The following is a 16,413-nucleotide window of genomic DNA, read 5'->3' as shown; positions in this document are numbered from 1 at the left end:
TCGCGTCTTCGCGCCCTCGCGTCTTCGCGCCCTCGCGTCTTCGCGCCCTCGCGTCTTCGCGCCCTCGCGTCTTCGCGCCCTCGCGTCTTCGCGTCTTCGCGCCCTCGCGTCTTCGCGCCCTCGCGTCTTCGCGTCTTCGCGTCTTCGCGTCTTCGCGTCTTCGCGTCTTCGCGTCTTCGCGTCTTCACGTCTTCGCGCCCTCGCGTCTTCGCGCCCTCGCGTCTTCGCGCCCTCGCGTCTTCGCGTCTTCGCGTCTTCGCGCCCTCGCGTCTTCGCGCCCTCGCGTCTTCGCGTCTTCGCGTCTTCGCGTCACATCACGCCGCCAACGGGGTAGCCTGCTCAAAGAAACTCAGGTTATACTGCTGGTTCCAGCCGTGTGGATGGTAGCCCTTGGTGACCTGATCATAGACATAGAGGCCATCAAAATCACCACGGGCAATCGCATGCAGCGTAGCAACCAGGCTATCAATCTCTTGCTTACTGGTGGCAAGGCCGATGCTGGCGCGCACCAAGCCCAACTGGCCCACATCGCAGCCCGCCTCTTCGCGGGCCAAGAGGCGGCGCACGTAGGGTTGGGCACAGAAGCTACCACTCCGCACCGCGATGCCCGCTTCATAACTGAGCATCGCGGCCACCAGATGAGGATCAAACTGGTCGAGGCAGAAGGGGATCACGCCCAAGCGCGTATCAGCCTGATCGGGATCGCAATCACCATAGATCCAGAGGCCCGGCACACGGGCCAACTGCGCGAGGGCATAGCTGGTCAAAGCCGTCTCATGGGCGCTCAACCACGCAAAGCCCACCTCTTGCAGCGCCAAGCATGCCGCTGCCAAGGCAATCGCGCCCACCGCATTGGGCGTGCCTGCCTCTTCGCGGGCGGGGCCATCGGCCCAATCCACGATCCGCGAGGTGACGCGGCGTACACTGCCGCCCCCAACGAGCATCGGCGCACCTAAGGCAAACGTATCGGCGCGCCCAATCAGCGCCCCTGCGCCATACGGTGCGTAGAGCTTGTGGCCAGAAAGGGCCACATAGTCGAGATGGGCAGGATCGTTGAGATCGCCGAGATCAAGCTGGCGATGGGCTACGAGTTGGGCCGCATCAACCGCAATCTCAGCACCGTGGGCGTGGGCTAACACGGCCAACTCGTGGATAGGGGGCATATGCCCAGTGACATTACTCGCCCCCGTCACCGCGACCAAGCGCACGCGCCCGCTGTAGCGTTGCAACAATGCTGCATAGTGATCCAGATCGAGCGCCCCCGTCGCAGTGGCCCGCACATGCACCACCGGCGCAACCGCCCGCCAGGGTAGATCGTTGGCATGATGCTCCAACTCGGTCGTAAGCACCACCTGATCGGGGCGAAACTTCAAGCGCCGCGCCAACAGATTGAACGCCTCGGTGGTATTGCGCGTAAAGATGACCTGATGCTGCCCAGGCCGCGCCCCCACAAAACGGCCCACAATTGCCCGCGCTTCTTCATAGGCCGCACTTGCTGCCTGCGACTTGAGCCCCGCCCCGCGATGGACGCTCCCGTAGATTGCGAGGAAGCGTTCAACCGCACGATGCACCGAGCGCAGCGGCGGCGTTGTAGCCGCATAGTCAAAATTGAGCGCCGGAGCGGGCGGCCCTTCACGCCGAGCCAAGCGCAGATCATTTCCAACCAACTGATCAGCAAGCGGATTACGGGCAAACGTGGATACAATAGCCATACGATTGGTCTCCTGTGAGGCTGTGGTGCGGGACCTGCTGCACAACGCAGAACGCCCCTTCTATACACATACAGAAGGGGCGTCTATCCAGGTTCGCCCGCTCATCTTCCAGTGTCGCTGTCGGAATTGGCACCGTTTCAGGGAAGCCCCTAAAGGTTGCCGAGACGTCATCGGGCCGGTCCCTCGGTCTCTCTGGATAAGCGAGAATATGCTGTTGGTGACGGCTCCCAGGGCTAAAGCACCTGGGCTTCAACGTATGCCGCCCCACACGTATCGCGCTACAAGCGAAGGGTTTGGAGACCCCGATGCAGAATGTTGAGCGCCGCATTGTAATGCGCGGATTATATACAAGTAACGTAAGATTGTCAAGTTTAGCTGGGGCGGTTGGGGCTACGCCCCAAACCCTCATGTTTTCGTTCGTATTGACGGCTTCGCCGTCAATACGAACGAAAAAAGCTTCTCATGAGTAGCACACCCAGCTATATCGTTAGGTCGGCTATAATGGGGGAACATGGTTCCCCAGAAACTCTACTTCCGCCACGGGCGGCAACAAATCTCCTATGAATGAACGCATCTATGTCGCCCTTGATGTCGAGACCACCGGCTTGACGCTTGGGGTGGATGAATTGATTGAAGTCGCGGCGGTGAAGTTTCGCCCAGGCGAGATTTTGGAGCAGTATAGTCAGTTGGTGCGCCCGCGTCAGGCTCTGCCGTTGAAGATTACCCGCATTACCGGGATTACCCCCGCTGATCTGGAGCATGCGCCCACGTTTAATGCGATTGGGTCTACGTTCGCGCAGTTTGTCAAGAGCTACCCAATTGTGGGCCATTCGGTGGGTTTTGATCTCGATATGTTGCGTGCCCAGGGCATGAACTTTAGCCAGCCAGTCTATGATACCTTTGATCTGGCGATGCTGCTGATGCCCCATGCGCCTGTCTACAAATTGGGTGCCCTCGCGGCCAATTTGGATATTCCCCATCCCGATGCCCACCGGGCTCTGAACGATGCCCTTGTGACCGCCCATGTCTTTAGCCATCTGCTGGCTATGATTGACCAACTCTCGCTCGATGATTTGAATGAGATTGTGCGGCTGAGTAGTAAGATCGTGACGCCTATGGGCGATCTCTTTGCCGCTGCCCTGCGCGAGCGGGCGAAGCATGCCTTTATTGTGGGGCCGGGTGGCGCGGCGGCACAGCCGAAGCCGAGTGTCGAATGGGTGCCGCTCAAGCCGACGAACGACCAACGCCCACTTGATCTAGGCGCGGTCACTACCTTCTTTGCCCCCACTGGCCCACTGGGGCAACGCTTTGCGGGCTATGAGCCGCGTGAAGCGCAGGTGGAAATGGCAAGAGCCGTGGCGCAGGCATTCAATCATGGCGAGCCGCTGTTGGTTGAAGCTGGCACAGGTACGGGCAAGAGCCTTGCCTACCTCACGCCCGCCGCAATGTTTGCCGTGCGTCGTGGTGAACGGGTGGTGGTTTCAACCAACACGATCAATCTGCAAGACCAACTCTTCTTCAAGGATGTGCCTGATTTGCAGCGCATTATGGCTGATGCGGGCGAGCCAGCCTTTAGTGCGGCGCTGCTCAAAGGACGCAGCAACTACCTCTGCCTCAAGCGCTACCACGAGTTGCGCCGCAACGAGAACCTTGCGCCTGAAGAGGTTCGCACCCTGCTCAAAGTGCAACTCTGGCTGCCAGGCACGCCCAGCGGCGATAAGGCTGAATTGCTACTCTTGGAGCGTGAACACAACGCCTGGGGGCGCATCAATGTGACCCCCGAAACCTGCATTGGGGCCCGTTGTGACTACTTCCGCGAATGTTTCTTCTTCCAAGCGCGGCGTCAGGCCGAAGCGGCCCACGTCCTGATTGTCAACCATGCCCTGCTGATCTCCGATTTGGCCAATCAGTCGAAGGTGTTGCCCGCCTACGACCACCTGATCATTGATGAGGCCCACAATCTTGAGGAGGTAGCCACGGCCCAGCTCAGTTTCGAGTTGGATCAGGCGATGCTGAACAAGTTCCTCGACGACCTCTACCAAACTGGTGGAGTGCAGCTTGTGGCGGGCATCCTCAGCGAGCTACCCACGTTCTTGCAAAGCGTTCCGGGTGAGGCGAGCGAAAAGCTTGGTCAACTGTGCGACGAGCTGCATCCCCATGTACAGCGCGCCCGCGTCACAGGCTACGAGTGCTTCAACCTGCTGCAAGCCTTTGTTCATGACGCAAGCAGCGATAACCTCTACGATCCGCGCATTCGCATCACGCCTGAGCTACGCACCAAACATGCCGCCTGGCCCGAAATCCAGACAACCTGGGCATCCCTGAACGACGCCCTTGCGGTCATTGGTCATGGCTTGGCCAACATAGACAGCCAGTTGCGTGAGCAGCAGAAGCAAGGTTTAGAGGGCTGCGAAGAGTTGTTGTTACGGGTCGAATTCTTGGCGCGTTTCGCCAGCGAGGTCCGCATCCATACCTGCCACCTCTTCTTTGGCGATGAGGCGAGCATCTGCTGGATCACCCATGAGCGGCAACGCGAAAACATCAAACTGACCGTTGCGCCGCTCAGTGTCGCAGAGTTGCTCCAGCCCCAACTCTTTGCCCAAAAGCAGACCTGTATTCTCGCCTCGGCCACACTGACGATTGAAGAGGGCTTTGAGTTTATGCAGAGCCGCTTGGGGCTAGAGCATGCCGACGAGTTGCTGCTCGAATCACCGTTTGACTACGAGCAACAGGCGCTGGTATTCATCCCCAGTGACATCCCCGAACCAAACCAACGCGGCTACCAACAGGCACTCGAAGATGCGTTGGTGGAACTCTGCACTGCGACGGGCGGGCGCACCCTAGCGCTCTTCACCGCCAACAGCAGCCTGAAGCAGACCTACACAGCCATTCAGGAACCCTTGGAGGAGCATGAGATCGCAGTCTTGGGCCAGAACATTGACGGCAGCCGCCGGGCGATCCTCGACCGCTTCAGAGAATTTCCGCGCACCGTACTCTTGGGCACCACAAGTTTCTGGGAGGGCGTAGATGTGGTAGGTGATGCGCTCTCGGTACTCGTAATCACCAAACTGCCCTTCAACGTACCCACCGATCCCATCTTTGCGGCACGCAGCGAAATCTTCGGGCGCGACGCCTTTGAACTCTTTGCCATCCCCCAAAGCATCCTACGCTTCAAACAGGGCTTTGGGCGGCTCATCCGCAGCCGCGAAGATCGCGGCATTGTCGTCGTCCTCGACAAGCGGCTCTTGAGCAAAAAGTATGGCGCCCAATTCCTTGGCTCGCTGCCCAACACTCGTGTGCTGAAAGGCACCCTGCGGCAACTGCCGCAGATCGCCGCCCGCTTCTTGGGCAATAAATAGACGTTAGGGATGGCTTCAGGGCACTTTACAGTTTGGAGACATTCAGTGCATCCTGGTGCCGCAAACCTATTTTCTATTTTCTCGTTTCTATATCCTTCTCTTAGTGGTAAAAAGTTAACTCAAGCCATTATTGCATTGCATTTACAAAAGGGAGATGCTATAATCGGCGCGACAGGCTTTACATATATGAAACTAGAAAACGAGGGATGGCATGACAGCCACGCGCCAGCTTCGCACGCCGGCCTCAAGCGCGCGCGCGCGCTATATCGATCTTGGCGGCGCGGCAGACCACCTCTTCCGCTTCGGTGCTCCACTTGATCTAGCCTACGAATATTTTTGCGACGTGCCTGCGGTCTTTAGTCTGCTGCCTGATGCACTCGATTGCTTCGCCTACGGCCCCGATCGCTACCGGCTGGTTGTTGGCGCTACCGATGGCCATGGTCACAGCATGGCGGCCATCTTCGATCTCGAAGCCCATCACGATGCATGCAATACCATCCGCCTCATTCCAGCCAATGACGGCCCGCCCTACAATATGGCTGGCCTCGTCTTCGGCGGCACCCTCTCGGCCCAAGCGGTCTTCCGCCCGGCCCATGGCAACACCAGCACAGTGGATTATCACGTCGAAATTGACATGGCCATCCCCATTCCCAACGCGCTGCATATGATGCCGCTCTCTTTCCTGCAGAAACTGGGCGAGCGCACCATGGAATACAAGATGACCCAGATGATCGATGGCTTCGCCCGTAGCCTCGATAGCGATTTCCATACCTGGGTGACTGGCGGGGTCTCTTAGAGGAACAGCGGAACAAAAGAACAGGGGAACAGCGGTAGCTGGCCTATTCGAGCATAGAACCAGCGAACCTCCAGAGAGCGTGGAGGTTCGCTGGTTCTGTTCTTCCGTTCCTCTGTTCTACCGTTCTGCGGTAGCAAACCTATTCCAGCACAGCACCAGCGAACCTCCAGAGAGCGTGGAGGTTCGCTGGTGCTGTTCCTCTGTTCTCTGTTCCTCTGTTCTACCGTTCTTCTTCCGCCCCCCTACCAACGCAACGCGGCACCCACTTGGCGTTCTTGTAATTCACCAATAGCGGTTTTGAAGGTAACCGTGCCCAGGGTCAAGAGATCGCCAGCCTCAAGCCGTTGTTTGGTGGTGACGGGTTGGCCATTGACGAAGACTTTTGCACTTGGATCGAGGGGAATGACAAACCAGCGGTCGAGGGTAACGTGCAACTCGGCATGGCGCGGCAGGATCATGCGGTCGTGCATCACAATGTCGCAGGTGGGCGCAGAGCCCAAGAGCGTACTCCGTCCGTTAACGACTAGGGCCTGACCGACGCGTGTGTCGGAGATGCCGATGAGAGTCAGCGCTTTAGGCATAGTGAACCACCTTTTTAGTAAAGTAGGAAGTAGGAAGTAGGAAAGAGAACATAGCTTTGTGGCATCAGGATACACTGAATGCCTCCAAGCTAGAACCTAGCCTGAAACCATTTGGGTGTGACCAAAACGTGTAGGCGAGGGGGCGCGAGGGAACTTGGTTCCCTCGTATCCTTCCCCAGTCCGAAGGGGTGTAGGGCATCGCCCTACAGATTCCAGTTACACCCAAACCATTCTTTACGATTCGTTGATGGAATAGCCGCGTGAAGATTACATAAGTTTTATCACTCGCAGGGCAAAATGTCAATATGCAGTTTGAGTCGTGGATCAGGGCAGCGTGATCTTGTGGTACGCTATAAGCCAGAGTAAACTGTACAATGGCTGCGGCTAGACCGCATATACATATGAAGACACGCCATGGCATCAGAGAGCAATATCCATCGGGTGCGTATCTACCTTAATCGGGCCGATCAGTGGGAGGGTGGTGCGCGCTATTTGGCCATTCTTGAGCAGTTGCGCCGCAGTGGGGCCACGGGTGCGACGGCGCTTCACGGTTTGGTTGGCTTTGGCCCGAATCAGGGCATGGGCTCGGCCTTGGCCGAACGTAATGATGCCAACCATCCAATTGTGATTGAGTGGTTGGATCGGATCGAGACGGTGCGCCGCCTCTTGCCTACGCTGCGCGAGCTGCTCGGCAATGATCTCGTGACGGTCGAGAAGGTGCCAATTTTCCAGGCGACGCTGCGTACCCGCGGGCCGTTTAGCGGTGATCGCGGCGTGAGTGATGTGATGCGCCATCCGCCGCCGGGGGTTACCGCCGATACACGTCTGGAAGTGGCGCTGGCCAAGATGGCCCGCGATAAGATTGGTGCCCTGCCGGTCGTCACGGCTGAATGGCAGATGGTTGGGCTGCTCTCCAACCGCGATCTAGCTTGGCGGGCGCAGTTGCGCCTTGCGCCCAAGCTGTTGGCCCAGCTTACCCCCGCAGAACGCGGTGAGGTGCTGGCAGATGTGGCCCAGACGCCGGTAAGCCAGGTGATGAGTGCTGATGCGGGCAGTGTTGGGCTCAATACTGCCATTCCCCAGGCCCTGGCGAGCATGGTTGAATGGGGCTACCCGCAAATTCCGGTGGTGGATAAACAGGGGCGCGTGGTGGGTATGCTTGGGCAAAATGAGGTGCTGCGCGAACTGTTGAACCAAGCCAATGAAGCTGAATCTGAGCAGGTGCGTGAGGTGGGCAAACCCACGCCAGTGCATCTGGTGATGCAGGCCGCCGTACACCAAGTGGCTATCAGCCAAGACCTCAATGTCGCCCTCGCCCGCCTCTTGGCTTCGCCCGAACGCCAGATTTTGGTGGTGGACGATGATGGTCGCCTGGTGGGGCAACTCAGTGCGTTGACCGCACTCAAAGGCTTGGCAGGTGAAGATCGCGCCGCTTTTCTCAAAGCGCTCTGCGCCGAACGCCCCCCCGCAGCCAGCGTGCTCCCCGGTAAGCAGCGCAGCTTTAAGGCCATACTGGAACCCAATCCGCCCACGATTGGCCCCCAAGACCGCCTCGTAGACGCGGCGCGCAGCCTGATTGAGTATGATGTTGAGCTCGTGGCGGTAGTAAATGAAGATAGCCAACTCTTAGGTATAATAGCTCGCGGAGGGCTAATCAGGGCCCTCATTCAACAGAGCGAGTAGGTTATACCATATGCAACGAGTCCTTATTACTGGAGGCGCGGGGTTTCTGGGGATCAATCTTGTACGCTATCTGCTCGAACGAGGCTATGCCGTCCGTTCGCTCGATATTGCCCCCTTTGACTACCCCGAACAGAACCGTATCGAAGTCCATAACGGCGACATCCGTGACCAGAACGCTGTCCTGCGGGCTATGGCCGGGGTTGATCTGGTCGTCCATACCGCAGCCGCGCTGCCGCTCTATAAGCCAGCCGACATCTTTTCGACCGATATTGATGGCACGCGCAATGTATTGCAGGCCGCAGCCGCCCACAATGTCGCCCGCTTTATCCACATCTCCACCACAGCCGTCTATGGCATTCCCGATCACCACCCGCTGCTAGAGACCGACCCGATGGATGGGGTTGGCCCCTACGGTGAAGCCAAGGTCAAGGCCGAAGAACTCTGTCTCGCCTATCGCGCCAAGGGTATGTGTGTCCCCATCATCCGCCCTAAATCCTTTATTGGCCCAGAACGCTTAGGCATCTTCGCCATGCTCTACGACTGGGCCAAGGATGGCAAAAACTTCCCCTTGCCCGGCAATGGTAAAAATCGCTACCAACTGCTCGATGTTGAAGATCTGTGTGAATCGATCTACCTCTGTATGACCCTTGATCCCGCGTTGGTCAACGATACCTTCAACATTGGAGCCAAAGAGTTTACGACGATCAAAGAGGATTTTCAGGCGGTACTCGACGAAGCGGGCTTTGGCAAACGCATCATCAGCTTCCCGGCGGCGCCTGCGACGGCCATCCTCGTGCTGATGGAAAAACTCAAGCTCTCGCCCGTCTACAAATGGGCCTACGGCACCGTCACCGAAGACTCCTTCGTTTCGGTGGAGAAGGCCGAGCGCATCCTTGGCTTTCAGCCCAAGTACTCCAACAAAGCCGCACTAGAGCGCAACTACCGCTGGTACATCGAACATCTCGCCGACTTCCAGCATGCCACTGGCGTCTCCCATCGAGTGCCTTGGAGTCAGGGAGTCTGGAAGTTGGCCAAGTTGTTCTTTTAGGCTGGGCTACGCCCCAAACCTTTGTGAGCGCGAAGAAACCTTGGGTTCGTGGGGGTGCGTCGCGTTGGCTGAGCCTGTCGAAGCCACCGCGCCGCGTGGCTTCGACAGGCTCAGCCAGCGGCGCGGCGGCGCGGCGGCCACCGCGCTGCCGTCTGCCAACCCAAGGCTTTTTTGCGCTAACAAAAGGTTTGCGGGGGCGGCTTCGCCGCCCCCGCACCCCCACCGGAGGTGACGTTGACGTAGCCCTAGTCATACCAATTACCCTTGAACATGCCGCATTATCAAGAACGCTAACGCCCATTGGGATGCCATGTTCGGTGATCTGCAATCTGCAATCTACAATCGTAAATGGTATCATCCATAGCGGGCTGCAATGCGCTCGATGATCGCCGATGTAGAGTGACCCTCGGCGAAGGGCATGATGACTACCTGGCCACCATAGGCAGCAACGACACGCCCCTCGGTTAAGCGGGTGAAATCGGGTTGTCCATTGGCATCAAGGTAATCGCCGCCCTTGACGTAGATTTCAGGGCGTAGAGTTGCGACGAGTTCCTCAGCGGTAGTTTCGCTGAAAATAACAACGCCATCCACAACACGCAAAGCACCCACAAGGCTTGCACGCGCTGCCTCAGGCATGATCGGGCGCAGCGGGCCTTTGAGTCGTTGGGTTGAACTATCTGCATTAATGCCCACCACAAGGCGTTCACCCAAGCGACGGGCTTCGCTCAGGTAGGCGACATGGCCTGCGTGCAGCAGGTCAAAGACACCATTGGTAAACACAAGGCGCTCACCTGCGCTTTGCCATGTTGCGCGCAGGGCGCACAGAGCCGGAAGGTCGAAAAGAGTCATGGGGTAGTCCTTTGTGGATTGTAGATTCTTACCAATCTGCGGTACAATAAACCAAACCTCACGCAATCATACCAATGGGAATTGGACGTATGAGCCAAACAGTGATCCTCAGTGACCCGACTTTTGATGCCCATACATGGCATGGCCATGTTGAGCAGGCCGAGCGCCTCGTGGCGATTCGTAATGCAATCGCTAGCAGTGGCCTCCATAACGACCTACGTCACTACGAAGTTCATCCCGCCCGCGAGGATGATCTGGAGTTGGTGCATACTCCGCGACTGCTGGCCCAAGTGCGCCGCCTCGCGAGCTATGGCGGCGGCCAGTTTGACTCCGATACGTATGTTACCCCCGCATCCTGGGAAGCGGCAACCCTCGCGGCTGGGGCTGCTATCGGCGCAGTTGAGGCTGTCGCTGGTAGTGAATCGCGCAATGCCTTTGCCCTCGTGCGCCCCCCCGGTCACCACGCTACCCCTAGCCGTGCGATGGGCTTCTGCTTGGTCAATAATATCGCCGTTGCAGCACGCTATGCTATTCGTCGCTTGGGCCTCAAGCGCGTGGCAATTGTGGATTATGATGTCCATCATGGCAACGGTACCCAAGATATTTTCTACGACGATCCCCAGATTCTCTTCTGCTCTACCCACGCCTCGCCCTTCTACCCCGGATCGGGTAGTGTCGCCGAGATGGGTGACCGCGTTGCAGCCCCTGGCAATACGCTGAATGTGCCGCTGCCCTTTGGTACGGGTGATCGGGGCTATCGCCGTGTCTTCGAGCAGGTAATCGCCCCCGCCATGCGCCAGTTTCAGCCTGAATTGATCCTGGTTTCGGCAGGCTATGATGCCCACTGGAGCGATCCCCTGGGCCCGATGGTGCTCTCGGTTAACGGTTTCGCTGAACTGAACCGTATCCTACTTGAGCTTGCCGATGAACTCTGTGCGAGCCGCTTGGTGATGTCGCTCGAAGGGGGCTATAACCTTGATGCCCTCGCCGCCTCTGTGGTCGCTGCCCTGCGCCAATTGCTCGGACGCAGCCCCGGTCAAGACGCGATTGGCCAAGTAGACGCCCCTGAACCCGATGCCGAAATTGATCGCGTGATTGATGTTTTGAAAGATCGCCATCCGTTGCTACGCTAGGTAAGGCTTCGCCTCCCTAAAAACCTCTCTTTCTTCCGTGCTGGTGGCTTTGCCGCCAGCACGGAAGAAAGAGAGACAAAAAATACTATGCCAATAGCTGTCATCAATTATGGGGCAGGCAATTTGCCCAATGTGGTACGCGCACTCAAGGCGGTTGGGGCCGATCTGGTGGTAACCGAAGAGCCTGAGGTGGTACGCAGCGCATCCGCAGTGGTGCTACCTGGCGTTGGGGCCACCGCTGATACGATGGTGAGCCTGCGGGCCCTGGGGATGGATCGCGTCCTACCCGAAGTTGTCGCCGCCAATCGTCCCTTCTTAGGCATTTGTGTGGGTATGCAGGTACTGCTCGCTGCGAGTGAAGAGTTTGGCCTGCACAATTGCCTCGGGCTTGTTGCTGGCACGGTGCGCCGTCTGCCCGATCAGGCTGGTAAAATCCCCCAAATTGGCTGGAATCAGGTCTACTATAGCCCTACCGCAGCACAGCATCCCCTCTTCGCCAACATCCACGATGGTAGCGATTTCTACTTTGTCCACTCCTTCTATTGCGATCTCACCGCTAGTAGCCTCGTCGCAGCACGCACCGATTATGGCTTGGCCTTTCCCAGTGTTATAGCCCAAGGCAACCTGGCCGCAGTACAATTCCATCCCGAAAAGTCGGGACGCTGTGGCTTGCAATTATTGCGTAACTTTGTCACGATCTGTCAATAATACAACCGTCCGCAGCGCATTGGTATGCGGTATGTCCCGCTTGTTACTCATCACTTATCACTGGTAGCATCCAATGGAGCCTTATGGAGCTTATTCCAGCAATTGATCTGCAAGATGGCCGTTGTGTCCGGCTCTACCAGGGCGATTTCGCCCAGAGTACGGTCTATGCCGATGATCCCGTGGAGGTTGCGCGCCGTTGGCAAGCCCAGGGAGCCCAGCGCATTCATGTGGTTGATCTTGACGGGGCCCGCTCTGGTCGCCCTACCAACCGCCCCGCCATCCAAGCGATTGTGAACGGCATCAGCATCCCCGTACAACTCGGTGGTGGCCTGCGCAGCGAAGCGGATGTCCGTAACACCCTCGCCCTCGGTGTCGAACGGGTCATTTTGGGTACTGCTGCGGTCGAACAGGCCGACCTCGTCGCCCGCCTCGTTGCCGCTTTTGGCCCTCAGATCATTGTGGGGGTTGATGCCCGCGATGGCAACGTGGCGACTGCGGGGTGGCTCAATACCGCTGCACTACGGGCTGTTGATCTGATTGCCCACATGGCCCAGTTGGGGGTGCAGCGCATCATCTATACCGACATTAGCCGCGATGGTACGCTCACCGAACCCAACTATCATGCGATGGCTGAAGTCGTCAAGCCCAACGGCCCCGCGATTATCGCCAGCGGCGGCGTCGCTGAACTCAGCCAACTGCAACGCCTCGCTACCCTTGGCGTCGAAGCCGCCATTGTGGGTAAAGCCCTCTATGCTGGGAAATTTAGCCTGGCTGAGGCTATTGATAGCTTAAAGTAGGCGCTCTTTGGGGCTTCGCCCCAACCCATGTTTTTCGTTCGTGTTGCAACACGAACGAAAAACATTGTTAGCGCAAATACGTTTAGCAGAAAGATCGAAACCTATGACCAACCCCGATCTCACCATAAAATATGAAGAAGAACGCCTGCGTGCCCACGAGCAGTCGCAGATTGTCTATCTCCAAGGTCAGATTGACGAAATGCGCCGCTTGCTCAAGGATCAGACCAATAAGTACAATTGGGCTATGGAGCAGGTACGCAAGACCGAGGCGGTTGTGGCGCAGGTGCAGAGCCTCTTTGAGCGCCATACGGTTGAGGTGGCTCAGGCGAATGAGTTGGTTCGCCGTGATGTGGTGACCCTCCGCAAAGAGGTTGCAAGCGCCCTGATTAAGATTGATGAGGGTGTGCGCCCCATCCGCGATATGCAGGCTCAGATCCAACAGGTCGCCGAGGCGCGCAAGGCTGACCGGGAGTATGTCGCTGCATGGCTGCCCCGCATTGAGCAGAGTGAGCAGCAGGCTACGGTGTTGCAAGCCCAGATCAAAGAGTTTGACGACCGTCAACGCCAGATTTTGATCCAACTGGATCGCTTGCGCGAGGCCGATACGGTTGCGGTGCAAGAGATCCGCCGCGTGAGTGATGAACTCCAGATCGAAAAGCAGAGCCTGCGCCGCCAAGCGGTCGAGGCCCAGCAGTTGGTGGCTGATGTGCGTAGTGTGCTGGAAGAGCATGATTCGCGGATCAAGCGGATTGATGAGATCCGTGAACACATCACGCTCTTTGCTGAAACCCTGCCCGGCCAGATTGTCGAGGTAGCCGAGAAGTTGCCCGATATTATTGCCGATACCAAGCGCGTTGAGCGTATCTCAACCGAACGCTTCCTGATGAACCAGGAGCGCATGGAAGAGGTACGCCAGCAGGCTGATGAGAAGATCAGCGATCTGCAAGCTGCCGATGAACTGCACCTGCGCCAACTCACCAGTTGGCTCGAACGGATCGATAGCTACCTGCGAGAATTGGAGCAGCGCATCAGCCGTTCAACCAGCAAATTGGAAGTGGTGCAGCAGGCCCATATCGCCCGCATCGTTGAGCTTGAGCGCCGCGAGTTGGATCAGTGGAACGCGATGTTCACCTCGGTGCGCGACATCGCCGAGCGTACCCGCACCGCCCAGGTTGAGGCCCGTGGCGGCGAGGAGGAGGCGTGAGGCGAGGCGGCGGCGAGGCGGCGGCGAGGCGTGAGGCGGCGAGACGTGAGGCGAGAAGGCGAGAAGGCGTGGGCTTCGCGTCATCGCCTCTTCGCCTCTTCGCCGCCTCTGAACATGCCGCATTATCAAGAACGCTAACGCCCATTGGGATGCCATGTTCGGCAATCTGCAATCTACAATCTACAATCGTAATCAGTCCTACGCAGCAAAAAGATGCGTGGGTACAAGCCTCCGAGATCCACCCGTAGCGCCTGCTCTACGTGCCACACGGGGCGTTCGGCAAGCAGTCGTTCCATCAGGCGTACCTCGTGGGAGAGTAGGGCGCAACGGGCACCCGGGCGCGCAACTCGTGCCGCTTCGTCCAGGATGGCCGGGTAGAGCCGGAGGTTTTCGTCGTGTGAGCCGACGAGGTGGCCAAAGGGCAGATCGGCGCTGATTGCGCTGATACTGCCGGTGGCTAAGGGCAACGCCCGCGCATCCCAGTCGGTCAGTTCGTAGCGCCCATGCAAGCCCGCTGCCCCGAGATTCTGGGCGGCACATGTGCGAGCTGCACCACTCGTGTCGCAGCCAAGGGCGCGTTGGGCCGGGCCGAGCAGCAGCCGTTCGATCAGCAACGAACCCGAGCCGCAGCCAATGTTGAGGTAGTGATCATCCGCTTTGGGCCGCGTCAGTTGGGCCATAGCATAGGCCACCGGCCCATTTAGCGCCCCTTCGCGGTTGCAGACGCGCCATGTGCGTGTGGCGAGCGGGCGTGGCGTCAGACGTACCAAGAGCTCCCAAGCGCCACTGCTGGCGCGCCGCAATCGCAACAGCAGGTCGCCATCCTCGCTGCCAATCGTCAGCCCTAGGTGGCTTGCTAAGGCCTCCTTGAGCCGTGTGAGTACCGCCGAATCGGCCCCCGCAGCACTCAGAAAGAGGCTCTGGAAACTGCCCGGTGCATGCAACCTGAGGGCTGTCGCCGCGAGTTGTTGCGCCCCCCGCAGATGCTGGTCACCCAAGAGCGCCCGTGGGCGCGGCACGGCAAATTCGCGTACCAGATAGACCGAAGTGGCCACCCGTAGCTCTAGGAGATCGCGCAGATCACCGCTGTAGCTCAAGGGCAATACGCCTGGCCCACTTGCAGGCTTGAGGATGGCCCTACGGCCCAACTGGCGCAACTCGTCATTGGCAAGCGCTTCTAGCCCCGCTGCCACAACAACTTCGATATGCATTCTACCAATTTACCCTTGAACATGCCGCATCATCAAGAACGCTACAGCGCATTGGAACGCCATGTTCGGCAATCTACAATCTACAATCTACAATCTACAATCTACAATCTACAATCTACAATGGTGTTATGCTACCTACGCCCCTCATTGCGTTCACTGATCAACGCTTCGTTGGAGGTAGCTTGCTCGAGTGCGTCAAGGCGCGCACTGGCAGTGCGTCGCCACGCCTCATCTTCAACCTGAATCGTGCGAACCCGGTAGAGCGTCTCTTGTTGGATGCGCCGTACCCCGCCCACAAGGTCGGCGACAAGGCCGATCAGGAAGATGATCAGCGCCATGAGTACCAGAATGCCCCCCGCCACGAGCGCTTGCATGTTATCGGCAGTTACATACGCCATACGTCGTCCAATAAAGACATAGGCCGCCCGTCCGAGCAGGAGCAGCCCCGGTAACAGAAAAACCAAAGCAATGTAGCTAAAGACCTTGAGCGGCTCATAGGTAGCGTAGGTGCGCGCAATAATTGCCGCCTGACGCTTGATGAAGTTCCAATTGCCACGATGCAGACGCGAAGGGCGCTCTACATAATTGGTGCTAATCGGTACCGCCACCACCGTGAGGCGGCGTTTACCCGCTTGGATCAGCGCCTCGACCGTATACGAAAAATCGGTGGTCACAAAGGTACGCAGTGCGGCATCGCGCGAAAGCGCCCGGAAGCCACTCACCGTATCGGGCACGTCGGTCTCGGAGGCCCAACGCACCACCGAGCTACCCAGGTGCTGCAAGCCCTTCTTGAGCAGCGAAAAGTGTTCCAACTGCTGCACTTGGCGATCACCAACCACAATATCGGCGCGCCCTTCAATGATTGGTGCAACCAAGCGCGGGATCTCTTCACCAGGGTACTGGTGGTCGGCGTCGGTATTGACAATAATATCCGCACCCATACGCAACGCCATATCAATGCCCGTCTGGTAGGCATTGGCCAAACCCTTATTGGCCGTATGGCGCACAATATAGTCGGCCCCGGCGCGTTGAGCCACCTGCACCGTATCATCGCTACAACCGTCATCAACCACCAACACCTCAACCTGGTCAACCCCAGGGATGGTGCGTGGGATGTTGGCAATCACCGCCCCAATGGTCTTGCCTTCGTTGAGCGCAGGGATTTGTACGATCAGTTTCATAACGGGCATTATACCATTGAGGCAAGGCTTCGCCTTGCGGCTGCCTCTAAGAAGCTGTCTGAAAAGCCAGTTGGCACACGCTGGAGTGCCGGCTTTAGCCGGCTAAAGCCGGCACTCCAACACCAGTTCATAGACTTTTCAGACAGCCTCT

Annotated in this window: 14 protein-coding genes and 1 riboswitch; of the genes, 9 read left to right on the top strand and 5 right to left on the bottom strand. The window is 58.1% G+C overall.

Annotated elements, in window-relative coordinates; translation table 11 throughout:
• Positions 1 to 314: 314 nt before the first annotated feature.
• Positions 315 to 1,712, bottom strand: a complete 1,398-nt coding sequence (locus CJ255_RS17660) for an aminotransferase class V-fold PLP-dependent enzyme (protein ID WP_097645418.1) — start codon at positions 1,710 to 1,712, stop codon at positions 315 to 317.
• A 98-nt stretch (positions 1,713 to 1,810) separates the two neighbouring features.
• Positions 1,811 to 1,915, bottom strand: a riboswitch (SAM riboswitch).
• Positions 1,916 to 2,272: 357 nt separating this feature from the next.
• On the opposite strand from CJ255_RS17660, the gene CJ255_RS17655 reads away from it, so the two are divergent.
• Both CJ255_RS17655 and CJ255_RS17650 read left to right on the top strand, forming a co-directional pair.
• Positions 2,273 to 5,071, top strand: a complete 2,799-nt coding sequence (locus tag CJ255_RS17655) for a helicase C-terminal domain-containing protein (protein ID WP_097645417.1) — start codon at positions 2,273 to 2,275, stop codon at positions 5,069 to 5,071.
• A gap of 211 nt (positions 5,072 to 5,282) precedes the next feature.
• The gene (locus CJ255_RS17650; protein ID WP_097645416.1) at positions 5,283 to 5,867 is read left to right on the top strand and encodes a DUF1997 domain-containing protein; all 585 of its coding nucleotides are present in this window, start codon (positions 5,283 to 5,285) and stop codon (positions 5,865 to 5,867) included.
• A 242-nt stretch (positions 5,868 to 6,109) separates the two neighbouring features.
• Here the strand turns inward: CJ255_RS17650 and CJ255_RS17645 are convergent, their stop codons facing one another.
• Positions 6,110 to 6,448: an FHA domain-containing protein gene (locus tag CJ255_RS17645; protein WP_097645415.1), complete on the bottom strand. Its 339-nt coding sequence runs from the start codon at positions 6,446 to 6,448 to the stop codon at positions 6,110 to 6,112.
• A gap of 414 nt (positions 6,449 to 6,862) precedes the next feature.
• On the opposite strand from CJ255_RS17645, the gene CJ255_RS17640 reads away from it, so the two are divergent.
• The 3 genes from CJ255_RS17640 (at position 6,863) to CJ255_RS22970 (ending at position 9,565) form a co-directional block, all read left to right on the top strand.
• Positions 6,863 to 8,131, top strand: a complete 1,269-nt coding sequence (locus CJ255_RS17640) for a DUF190 domain-containing protein (RefSeq protein ID WP_097645414.1) — start codon at positions 6,863 to 6,865, stop codon at positions 8,129 to 8,131.
• A 10-nt stretch (positions 8,132 to 8,141) separates the two neighbouring features.
• On the top strand, positions 8,142 to 9,179 hold the full coding sequence (locus tag CJ255_RS17635; protein WP_097645413.1) for an NAD-dependent epimerase/dehydratase family protein: 1,038 nt from the start codon (positions 8,142 to 8,144) through the stop codon (positions 9,177 to 9,179).
• Positions 9,180 to 9,274: 95 nt separating this feature from the next.
• On the top strand, positions 9,275 to 9,565 hold the full coding sequence (locus CJ255_RS22970; RefSeq protein WP_165774784.1) for a hypothetical protein: 291 nt from the start codon (positions 9,275 to 9,277) through the stop codon (positions 9,563 to 9,565).
• On the opposite strand, the gene CJ255_RS17630 is transcribed toward CJ255_RS22970, so the two are convergent.
• On the bottom strand, positions 9,534 to 10,028 hold the full coding sequence (locus CJ255_RS17630) for an adenylyltransferase/cytidyltransferase family protein (protein ID WP_097645412.1): 495 nt from the start codon (positions 10,026 to 10,028) through the stop codon (positions 9,534 to 9,536). The genes CJ255_RS22970 and CJ255_RS17630 overlap by 32 nt on opposite strands.
• A gap of 89 nt (positions 10,029 to 10,117) precedes the next feature.
• Here CJ255_RS17630 and CJ255_RS17625 point away from each other — a divergent pair, with 89 nt between their 5' ends.
• The 4 genes from CJ255_RS17625 (at position 10,118) to CJ255_RS17610 (ending at position 13,870) form a co-directional block, all read left to right on the top strand.
• Positions 10,118 to 11,161 carry a histone deacetylase family protein gene (locus tag CJ255_RS17625; RefSeq protein ID WP_097645411.1) on the top strand — a complete coding sequence of 348 codons (1,044 nt, stop codon included), beginning with the start codon at positions 10,118 to 10,120 and terminating at the stop codon, positions 11,159 to 11,161.
• A gap of 87 nt (positions 11,162 to 11,248) precedes the next feature.
• Complete coding sequence (hisH, locus tag CJ255_RS17620) at positions 11,249 to 11,869, top strand: imidazole glycerol phosphate synthase subunit HisH (protein ID WP_097645410.1); 621 nt, start codon at positions 11,249 to 11,251, stop codon at positions 11,867 to 11,869.
• A gap of 83 nt (positions 11,870 to 11,952) precedes the next feature.
• The gene (gene hisA, locus CJ255_RS17615; RefSeq protein ID WP_097645409.1) at positions 11,953 to 12,666 is read left to right on the top strand and encodes a 1-(5-phosphoribosyl)-5-[(5-phosphoribosylamino)methylideneamino]imidazole-4-carboxamide isomerase; all 714 of its coding nucleotides are present in this window, start codon (positions 11,953 to 11,955) and stop codon (positions 12,664 to 12,666) included.
• Positions 12,667 to 12,769: 103 nt separating this feature from the next.
• The gene (locus CJ255_RS17610) at positions 12,770 to 13,870 is read left to right on the top strand and encodes a coiled-coil domain-containing protein (protein ID WP_097645408.1); all 1,101 of its coding nucleotides are present in this window, start codon (positions 12,770 to 12,772) and stop codon (positions 13,868 to 13,870) included.
• 173 nt (positions 13,871 to 14,043) lie between these two features.
• On the opposite strand, the gene CJ255_RS17605 is transcribed toward CJ255_RS17610, so the two are convergent.
• Together CJ255_RS17605 and CJ255_RS17600 are read right to left on the bottom strand one after the other, a co-directional pair.
• Complete coding sequence (locus CJ255_RS17605) at positions 14,044 to 15,081, bottom strand: methyltransferase domain-containing protein (protein ID WP_097645407.1); 1,038 nt, start codon at positions 15,079 to 15,081, stop codon at positions 14,044 to 14,046.
• A 131-nt stretch (positions 15,082 to 15,212) separates the two neighbouring features.
• Complete coding sequence (locus CJ255_RS17600) at positions 15,213 to 16,262, bottom strand: glycosyltransferase family 2 protein (protein WP_097645406.1); 1,050 nt, start codon at positions 16,260 to 16,262, stop codon at positions 15,213 to 15,215.
• Between the last annotated feature and the right edge of the window lie 151 nt (positions 16,263 to 16,413).

The organism is Candidatus Viridilinea mediisalina, from assembly GCF_002532535.1.
Classification (GTDB): domain Bacteria; phylum Chloroflexota; class Chloroflexia; order Chloroflexales; family Chloroflexaceae; genus Viridilinea; species Viridilinea mediisalina.
This window is presented reverse-complemented; position numbering and strand designations above follow the sequence as displayed.